Genomic DNA, 5,567 nt, shown 5'->3' with positions numbered 1-5,567 from the left:
CCGCCGTGGCAGTTCACCTCGAAGACCGTCTCCGCCGCGCGGTACAGGATGATTTCGTCGAGGGGCCGGCCGCCGGCGTCCACGAAGTGGCCGTAGGCCAACCGGCCGACGTCGGGCATCATCGGCCGCGAGGACGGGGGCCGTGACGCCAAATCGGAAATCTCAGATTTAAAATTTGAGATATCAGATTCCGGGCGGTGCGGCGCCGGTCGGCGCGGCGGGCGGAAACAGGCTTCCATCGCCCGGACCGCGGCCGGGCCGAGGCAGCGGACGACGGCGATGCCGCCGCGGCCGGGCGGCGTCAGAACCGAGAAGACGCCCGCGCAGCATCCTGCGGACGCGTTCATCGTTTCTGCCCGTCGCGATAGGCGATCACGAGACCTTCGAGGACGAGGTTCGGCACGACCTCGCGCATGGCGGCCGGCAGGTGCGGTGCGAGGAACGCCGCGTCGCCGCCCGTCAGGAGCACCGCGGCCTCTTGGCCGACCGTCCGGCGGGCGCCCTCGACGAGGGCGGCGACGGCGCCCGTGACGCCGTGCACGAGGCCCGCCGCAATCGCCTCGCGCGTGTTCTTGCCCACCAGGGGCGCTTCGCTCGGCAGGTCCACCTTGGGCAGGAGCGCGGTTCCCTCGGCCAGGGCGCGGGCGATCATCTCGAGGCCGGGAAAAATGGCGCCGCCCTGGAACGCCCCGTTGGCGGAGACGGCATCGACGGTAATAGCCGTCCCGGCGTCGACGACGATGCAGGCGCCCTCGGCGCGGCGAAAAGCCGCCAACGCCGCCAGCAACCGGTCCACCCCGACGCCTTCCGGCGCATCGACCTCGGCGCGGATCGGAATCGGAAAATCCGCGCCCGCCACGTCGGGCTCCGCGCCGCTCACGTCCACCGCGATGCCGCGGAACCGCGCCAGCGCCCGCGGGTTCACCGAGGCCACGACGACACAGACGCCCTCCTCCGAGAGGTCGGCGTCCGCGCCGGGGAGGGCTTCCTTGAGGTTCTCCAACCGGCCGATGGGAACGCGGAGCACCTCGCCGAGCCGGCCGTCGGCGTCGGTGAGCGAGACGGAGGCGGTCGTGTTGCCGAGCGTGACGGCAAGGATTCGGCTCATGGAGTGTTCTCCAAGAGGTCCGGTTCGCCGACGCGATCCAGAAGGTCGAGGACGGCGGCGACGAGTTCCTTGAGGCCCTGGCCCGTGGCGGCGGAGATGAGGAGGACCGGCCGGCCGACGGCCTCGGCGAGTTCGCGCCGGGGCGCGTCGTCGCCGCCAAGCAAATCCGCCTTGGTCATGACGAGGAGTTCTTCCTTGTCGGCGAGGGTGCGGCTGTAGGCCTCGAGTTCTCGGCGGATGGAGCGGTAGGCGTCGGCGGGCGTCTGGCCGGTGTGCGGCTGGACCTCCACGAGGTGCACGAGGACGCGCGTCCGCTCGATGTGCCTCAGGAACTCGTCGCCGAGGCCGACGCCCTGGTGGGCCCCTTCGATGAGGCCCGGGAGGTCGGCCATGATGAATCGCCGCTCGGGGCCCGCCTCGACAATCCCCAGGTGCGGGTAGAGCGTCGTGAAAGGATAGTCGGCGATCTTGGGCCGGGCGGCCGAGAGACGCGCGAGCAGGGTGCTCTTGCCGGCGTTCGGGAGTCCGACGAGGCCGACGTCGGCGATGAGTTTCAGTTCCAGCCTCAGGTCGCGTGCTTCGCCCGGCTCTCCGGGCCCGGATTCGCGCGGGGTCTGGTTGGTGGGGGTGGCGAAGGAGGCGTTGCCCCGGCCGCCCTTCCCGCCGCGCGCGATGGTGACGGTCATGCCGGGGCGCGAGAGGTCCTTGATGAGGATGCCGAGACGCCGGTCGTAGATGAGCGTGCCGGGCGGGACGTTGATGACGAGGTCTTCGCCGCTCGCGCCGGTCTGGTCCTTGCCGCGTCCGGGCTCGCCGTCGGGGGCGTGCCAGTGGTGGCGTCCGCGGAAATCGAGGAGCGTATCGAGTCCCTCGCGTGCGTGGAAGACGACGCTGCCGCCGTCGCCGCCGTGGCCGCCGTCCGGCCCGCCGCGGGGAACGCCGGCCTCGCGCCGGAAGGAGACGCATCCCCGGCCTCCGTCGCCGGCCTTGACGTGGATTTCCGCCTCGTCAATGAACATAATAGGTAGCCTAACACAGCGCGGGCGGAGCCACAAGCCCAAGGGAGCGCGGCCGGCGGCTCGTGAAGGCGCGGCGCAAGCAATCGGCCCGAGGCGACTTCGGAGGAAGGCCTCGGGCCGTCGTGTTTGTAATCGCGGCTAGTTCGCCAGGACGTGGACCTTGCGTCCCTGGAATCGGACCTTGCCGGGGGTGAGGGCGAAGAGGGTGTCGTCGCGACCGAGGCCGACGTTGAGGCCGGGACGGAACTTCGTCCCCCGCTGGCGGACGATGATGCCGCCGACGCCGATCGTTTGTCCGCCATAGACCTTGACGCCGAGATACTGGGGATTCGAATCCCGCCCGTTCCGCGTCGAGCCTTGACCCTTCTTATGTGCCATGACCAGCACTCCTATCTATGGAACCTAACCAGCAAGGGGATTATAGCCGGAGGCGGAGCCGATGGCAAGAGGTTTTTGGCGAGGGTCAGGGGGGTGGGGTTTTAACCGCAAAGCATGCCCTGAGTCCCGGCGCGCCGGGATCGAAGGGTGCGCCAAGGGCGCAAAGGGAGGATGGGGGCAAGAAATGACGAAACCCGAGGGCCGAATGACGAATGAATGACGAAATCCGAGGCACGGGCTAAGGGCGCGGAGAGGCTCATCTGCGGGCGTTAGTTTACCGCCAGGTCCAGGTCTTGGAGACGAAGACGGGCTGGTCGACGTTCAGCCACCACTCGTCGCCGGGGAACTTGTACTCGAGGACCAGCGTCTTGCGGAGGCGGATGACCTTCTGGTCTTCGGGCGTTTCGGCGGTGGCGGCGGGGTTCGGCCGCTCGACGTACTCGCCGGAGAGGCCCTCGACGAAGATGCGGAAGTGGTCGGTCTCGCGGTCCAGCGGGGCGAAGATGGCGACACCCGTCCTGGCGCTGTCCTCGCCGGGGAGGACTTTGCCGGTCATCTTGACGGCGTTTTCGAGGAACCGGATCTTTCGGCGGTTCTTGACGGCGTCAAAGATGTCGGGATGGAGGCCGGCCCGCCGGATGCTGGCCGTGTCGCTGTAAAGCGTGAAGGCCGGGACGAAATTATGTTCCGCGTCGCTCGGGTTGGTGATGGTGTAGACGAGGTACCAGTAGACCTCTTTTTCGCCCTCGGGGTTGGTGACGACGAGGGGTTCGATGGTGTCGAAGCGGAAGTCGAAGGTGTATTTTTCGCCCTTGATGTCGAGGGGGTTGACCTGGTCGGGATCGGCAACCTCCATGGCCTTTTCCACCGATGCCTTCCCGGCCTCCTCGGTCCAGGCGACCGTGGCCGAGAGGGCGGTCACCACAACCGCGACCGCCACGCTCCACCATCCGATGTTTTCGGTCCGCATGATTGAATTCCTGTTCAGTTAGTCTCCCCGCTCACGCCATGAACAGCCAGCGCCCAGTAAACTGGGCGGCTAACTGTGACCGCAATTCAGGCGGCTTCGGAGGCCGCCCCGGTCCGTTTTTTGGCGTCCCGCCGAAGTTTCCGGAAGTTCCCGATACACGCCACCGGACATTCCTGGGTGCATTTGCCGCAGGAGATGCACGTCTCCATGTCCACCGCCGCCAGGTTCCCGGTCACGTGGACTGCGCCGCCCTCGACGGGGCAGACCTTCTCGCACTTGCGGCAGGCGATGCAGCCGACCTTGCAGACCTGGCGCACCACCTTGCCCGGGTCCTGGTTCCGGCAAAGGACGTGAATATACCGCTCCTTGGGCAGAATCTCAATAATATTCTTGGGGCAGACTTCCGCGCAGGTCCCACAGGCCACGCAGCGGTCCTCCAGGACCCGCGGGAGGCCCGTTTCCGCGTCCACGACCATGGCGTCGAACGGGCAGGCCCGCACGCACGTGCCGAATCCCAGGCAGGCGTAGGGGCAGGCGGTCTGGCCGTACTGGGTGGCGGCGGCGGCGCGGCAATCGCGCTCGCCGACGTAGCGGAACCGCTCGGAGGTGTTCTCTCGGGATCCCTGGCACTTGACGACGGCCACCTTGGGGGTGATGCCGGCGACCGTGAGGCCCATGATGCGGCCGATGTGAACGGCCGTCTCGGACCCGCCGGGGATGCAGAAGTTGGCGTCGGCCTTGCCCAGGACGATCGCCTCGGCATAGGCGGCGCACCCGCCGTAGCCGCACGCCCCGCAGTTCGCCTTGGGGAGGGCTTCCTCGATCTCGGCCTGGCGCGGGTCGACGACGACGCTGAAGAAACGGTTGGCGACGGCCAGAACGACGCCGAAGACCACGGCCAGGGCGCCGAGGACCACCCACGCGTTTGTCAGGTACGGCCCGACCTCGTCCCAGTTCATGATGCGGTCCTTGCCGCCCTTTTATACGGCGATGCCGAAGAGTTTCGTGAACCCCATGAACGCCATGGCCATCAGGCTGGCGCAGAGGAAGGCGATGGGGAGGCCCCGGAGGGCCTTCGGCACGCGCGCTTCGGCGAGGCGTTCGCGGATGCTGCTCATCAGGATCATCGCCAGGAGGAACCCGACGCCCCCGCAGAAACCGTTGAAGGCTGCTTTGTGAATCGGCAACCCGTTTGGATCGCGCCAGGCTTCGGTATTAAGCAGCGCGACGCCGAACACGGCACAGTTGGTGGTGATGAGCGGCAGGTAGATACCGAGCGCGCGGTAAAGCGCGGGGACGCTTTTCTTCAGGACCATCTCGATGAACTGGACGAGGCCGGCAATGACGAGGATGTAGGAGATGGTCTTCAGGACCAGGACGAGGCCGCCCTGGGGAAAGGGAAGCCCAAGGGCCTGAAGGATGTTCGTGTGCTCGGGGCTCGAGGGCAGGAGGACGTGGCGGTAGAGGGCGGCGGTGACGGCCGAGGCCAGCGTCATCACGAAGATCACCGCCAGGCCCATGCCGACAGAATCGGACATCTTCCGTGTCACGCCGAAAAACGGACAGAATCCCAGGAACTTCGCCAGGATGAAGTTCGAGATCAGGATGGAGCCGATCGCGAGTTCGATGTAGCCGACTTCCACAGGTTGCCTTTCGTCAAACGTTTTCGCTGTGCGTCGTTGCGCGGTGGGTGCGGAGACCCACCGCGCAAGACTTGGACGTCACCGCGTGCTTACGCACGCGGCTCAGGGTCCTTCTTCGGTTTCGGCAGGTCCCTGGCGGTTTGGGCGACGGCGGGGACGCCCGCCAGGCGCGCCCGCTCCCGCCGGCGGTTCCCGATCCAGTAGAAGAAACCGAACAGGAGGCCGATCACCAAGAACGCCCCCGGCGCCATCACGAAGATGTTCGCGGGCTGATACTCGGGGATGATCGTGCGGCCGGCGATGGTGACGGGCGTCAGGCGGTAGCCCCAGAGGGTCCCCGCGCCGAGGGTTTCGCGGATGAAGGCGATAATGAGGAGCGACCCGAGGTACCCCACGCCGATGCCGAGCGCGTCCAGGAGGCTGGAGAGCGCCCCGTGGCTGGAGGCGAA

The 5,567-nt window shown here is 67.3% G+C and carries 8 protein-coding genes; all 8 read right to left on the bottom strand.

Features of this window, described 5'->3' with window-relative positions:
* On the bottom strand, positions 1 to 347 hold a 347-nt coding region (locus NTX40_07170), incomplete at its 3' end, for a hypothetical protein (protein ID MCX5648860.1).
* Complete coding sequence (locus NTX40_07165; protein MCX5648859.1) at positions 344 to 1,108, bottom strand: type III pantothenate kinase; 765 nt, start codon at positions 1,106 to 1,108, stop codon at positions 344 to 346. The genes NTX40_07170 and NTX40_07165, both read right to left, overlap by 4 nt.
* Positions 1,105 to 2,127 carry a GTPase ObgE gene (gene obgE / locus NTX40_07160; GenBank protein MCX5648858.1) on the bottom strand — a complete coding sequence of 341 codons (1,023 nt, stop codon included), beginning with the start codon at positions 2,125 to 2,127 and terminating at the stop codon, positions 1,105 to 1,107. The genes NTX40_07165 and obgE overlap by 4 nt, the downstream gene beginning before the upstream one ends.
* 138 nt (positions 2,128 to 2,265) lie before the next feature.
* Complete coding sequence (rpmA, locus tag NTX40_07155; GenBank protein ID MCX5648857.1) at positions 2,266 to 2,505, bottom strand: 50S ribosomal protein L27; 240 nt, start codon at positions 2,503 to 2,505, stop codon at positions 2,266 to 2,268.
* 274 nt (positions 2,506 to 2,779) lie between these two features.
* A complete protein-coding gene (locus NTX40_07150) occupies positions 2,780 to 3,475 on the bottom strand; it encodes a hypothetical protein (protein ID MCX5648856.1) in 696 nt (231 codons plus the stop codon).
* Positions 3,476 to 3,561: 86 nt separating this feature from the next.
* Positions 3,562 to 4,434, bottom strand: a complete 873-nt coding sequence (locus tag NTX40_07145) for an RnfABCDGE type electron transport complex subunit B (GenBank protein MCX5648855.1) — start codon at positions 4,432 to 4,434, stop codon at positions 3,562 to 3,564.
* Between the two features lie 21 nt (positions 4,435 to 4,455).
* Positions 4,456 to 5,118 carry an electron transport complex subunit RsxA gene (locus tag NTX40_07140; protein ID MCX5648854.1) on the bottom strand — a complete coding sequence of 221 codons (663 nt, stop codon included), beginning with the start codon at positions 5,116 to 5,118 and terminating at the stop codon, positions 4,456 to 4,458.
* Between the two features lie 89 nt (positions 5,119 to 5,207).
* Positions 5,208 to 5,567 (bottom strand): hypothetical protein (locus tag NTX40_07135; GenBank protein MCX5648853.1); only part of this gene is annotated, 360 nt, incomplete at its 5' end.

The organism is Planctomycetota bacterium, assembly GCA_026387035.1.
In the GTDB taxonomy this organism is placed as follows: domain Bacteria; phylum Planctomycetota; class Phycisphaerae; order FEN-1346; family FEN-1346; genus JAPLMM01.
Note: the sequence above shows the minus strand (reverse complement) of the source record. Positions and strands in the feature narration are given on the sequence as shown.

Excerpts from the sequence above, each read along its gene's own strand:
- NTX40_07165 (MCX5648859.1), bottom strand. The coding sequence starts at position 1,108 with ATGAGCCGAATCCTTGCCGTCACGCTCGGCAACACGACCGCCTCCGTC.
- obgE (MCX5648858.1), bottom strand. The coding sequence starts at position 2,127 with ATGTTCATTGACGAGGCGGAAATCCACGTCAAGGCCGGCGACGGAGGC.
- rpmA (MCX5648857.1), bottom strand. The coding sequence starts at position 2,505 with ATGGCACATAAGAAGGGTCAAGGCTCGACGCGGAACGGGCGGGATTCG.
- NTX40_07150 (MCX5648856.1), bottom strand. The coding sequence starts at position 3,475 with ATGCGGACCGAAAACATCGGATGGTGGAGCGTGGCGGTCGCGGTTGTG.
- NTX40_07145 (MCX5648855.1), bottom strand. The coding sequence starts at position 4,434 with ATGAACTGGGACGAGGTCGGGCCGTACCTGACAAACGCGTGGGTGGTC.